Source organism: Pseudactinotalea sp. (assembly GCF_048594945.1).
GTDB lineage: Bacteria > Actinomycetota > Actinomycetes > Actinomycetales > Beutenbergiaceae > Pseudactinotalea.
In genome coordinates this window covers 1-2441 of record NZ_JBMDXJ010000215.1, presented here as the reverse complement: position 1 = coordinate 2441, position 2441 = coordinate 1, and the positions used below count along the sequence as shown (strand labels likewise).

The following is a 2441-nucleotide window of genomic DNA, read 5'->3' as shown; positions in this document are numbered from 1 at the left end:
GCCCCGGGCGCGGCCCCCCCGCCACGGGTGTCTGGACTCGGGACACCCGATCAGGTGGGCTGCTCCGGCTGCTGCCGCCGTTCCCGCCGGCCGCGCGCGAGCTCGAGGTCGAGCGCATCGAGGTGCTGGGACCATCCGGTGCGGAGCCGGTCGAGGTAGGCGTCGACCTCCCGCAGCCCGCTGGGGTCGAGGCGATAGAGCCGCCGCGTCCCCTCCGGGCGCACGGCGGCGAAGCCGCTCTCGCGCAGCACCCTGAGGTGCTGGCTGACCGCCGGCTGACTGATCCCGAACTCGCCCTGCACGATCTCGGCTACCGCGCCCGAGGCGGTTTCGCCGTCGGCAAGCAGCTCCAGGATGCGGCGACGCACCGGGTCGCCGAGCACGTCGAAGGCGTGCATCAGGCCTCCGGCGCCACCGTGTAGAAGGTGACGCACGCGTCGGCACGCGCGCGCGCGGCGCCGGCCTCGGCGCCCCCGGTGGTGTCGGCTGCGAACCACGCCTCGCCGCACGCGGTGATGTAGGCGACGCCCTCGGGGCTGATGTCCCATGCCTGCTCGGCTTCGGGGTCGAGGCCGCCGCCAGTGGCCAGGTGCAGCCCGAGGCCGCGGAAGCTGAGGTCCCACCCGATGCCCACCGCGCCCGGCCCGAACTGGCGCCAATGGTCGTTGTCGGTGGCCACGGTGTGGGCCAGTCGCACGGTGGTGCGGTCGGTGCCGTCTGCGGTCAGGGTGACCGCGAGCCAGCTCGTGAAGCCACCGAACTCCCAGGTGGAGGCGAAGCTGTTCGGGGCGTCGCAGGCGGTGATCGTGCCGCCCGCGTTGCCCTCGAGCTGGTAGCGCCCGCCGAGGGTGAGGTCGCCGCTGACCGGCAGGAACCAGCGCGGCAGCCGCACGGGGTTGGTGAGTGCGTCCCAGACGTCGGCGATGTCGCCGGCGTAGGTGCGCAGGACTTCGACCACGGCGACGTCCTGGCCGTCGCGGTCGCTGTAGCTGACGGTGTGGTCCGGAATCGGTGTCTCGCTCATGCCAACCATGATGAAGCGCGTACTTATATAAGTCAAGTCTGAGTCAAGTCGTTCTCGCCCGATGAGAGTGCTCCGTGACCGCGCCGGGAGCGCGTGACTAGCGTCGGCGCGAGCCCCGATCGAAGGAGATCCCGCATGTCCAGCTTGCGCACCATCATCAGCCCGAGCCGCTACGTGCAGGGCCGCGGCGCCCTCGCCCAGCTCGGCGAGTACCTCACGCCGCTCGGCGGCACCCCGCTGCTGGTCGCCGACGACTTCGTGCAGGGCGTGGTCACGCACGACGTCGAGGCGTCCCTGTCCGCTGCCGGACTCACCGTGGTCTGGGACACCTTCGGCGGCGTCCCCACCGCGGCGGAGGTGGACCGGCTCGTCGGGGTGATCAGGGAGAAGGGGATCGACGTCGTCGTCGGCATCGGTGGCGGCAGCACGATCGACGCAGTCAAAGCGGCAGGGTTCCTCGCCGAGATCCGTTGGGTCAGCGTGCCCACCGTCGCCTCGACCGACGCGCCCACCTCGGCGCTGTCGGTGATCTACACCGCCTCTGGCGAGTTCGAGGAGTACCGGTTCTTCCCGCGCAACCCCGACCTGGTGCTGGTCGACACCCAGCTCGTGGCCAACGCGCCCGCAGCGTTCCTCGCCGCGGGCGTGGGCGACGCGCTCGCGACGTGGCTCGAGGCCCGCGCCACCCGTGCCGCTCACGCCGCCACGATGGCCGGCGGCCTCCCCACGCTCACCGGCACCGCTCTGGCCCAGCTGTCCTGGGACGTGCTGTGGGAGAACGCCCTCCCCGCGCTCGACGCAGTGGAACAGGGAGTGGTGACCCCCGCCGTCGAGAAGGTCGTCGAAGCCAACACGCTGCTGTCCGGGCTCGGCTTCGAGTCCGGCGGTCTCGCCGCCGCGCACGCGATCCACAACGGGCTGACCGCGGTGCCGCAGACGCACGGCCTCGCGCACGGGCAGAAGGTCAACATCGGCTCGCTAACACAACTGGTGCTCGAGGGCGCATCCACGAGCGACATCAGCGACTTCATCGAGTTCACCACCCGGGTGGGGTTGCCGACCACGCTCACCGAGGTGGGCTTGTCCGCAGACGACCGCGAGTCCCTCACCACCGTGGCCACGGCCGCGACGGCCGAAGGCGAGACGATCCACAACATGCCCTTCGACGTCTCTGTCACCGAGCTTGTCGACGCGCTCATCTCGATCGAGCGCCTCGCCCGCCGCGTCCGTCGGGAGGCCGCGCTCCCCGAACCCGTGCGCCACCAGGCGCACCACTGAGAACGTCCCGCGGCCCCGCCGTCGAGAGCGGCGGGGCCGCGGGGACACACGGGTGGGCGTGCCCAGCTCAGGCGGTCTCGGGCACCGCGGCGATCGGGGCATCCGCGAGGTCGCCCCCCACGGGGATGTCCGCCGGCAC

3 protein-coding genes are annotated in these 2441 nt (G+C 72.0%); 1 reads left to right on the top strand and 2 read right to left on the bottom strand.

Annotated elements, in window-relative coordinates; translation table 11 throughout:
- Positions 1 to 50: 50 nt before the first annotated feature.
- Positions 51 to 398 (bottom strand): ArsR/SmtB family transcription factor, encoded by a 348-nt coding sequence (locus tag ACOJSN_RS09465; protein WP_420112247.1) that lies wholly within the window; start codon positions 396 to 398, stop codon positions 51 to 53.
- On the bottom strand, positions 398 to 1024 hold the full coding sequence (locus tag ACOJSN_RS09460; RefSeq protein WP_420112246.1) for an SRPBCC family protein: 627 nt from the start codon (positions 1022 to 1024) through the stop codon (positions 398 to 400). The genes ACOJSN_RS09465 and ACOJSN_RS09460 overlap by 1 nt, the downstream gene beginning before the upstream one ends.
- 135 nt (positions 1025 to 1159) lie before the next feature.
- On the opposite strand from ACOJSN_RS09460, the gene ACOJSN_RS09455 reads away from it, so the two are divergent.
- Positions 1160 to 2302, top strand: coding sequence for a glycerol dehydrogenase (locus ACOJSN_RS09455; protein ID WP_420112245.1), 1143 nt, complete (start codon positions 1160 to 1162; stop codon positions 2300 to 2302).
- Positions 2303 to 2441: the final 139 nt, after the last annotated feature.

Coding starts and splice junctions, on each gene's coding strand:
- ACOJSN_RS09460 (WP_420112246.1), bottom strand. CDS start 1,024: ATGAGCGAGACACCGATTCCGGACCACACCGTCAGCTACAGCGACCGC.
- ACOJSN_RS09465 (WP_420112247.1), bottom strand. CDS start 398: ATGCACGCCTTCGACGTGCTCGGCGACCCGGTGCGTCGCCGCATCCTG.
- ACOJSN_RS09455 (WP_420112245.1), top strand. CDS start 1,160: ATGTCCAGCTTGCGCACCATCATCAGCCCGAGCCGCTACGTGCAGGGC.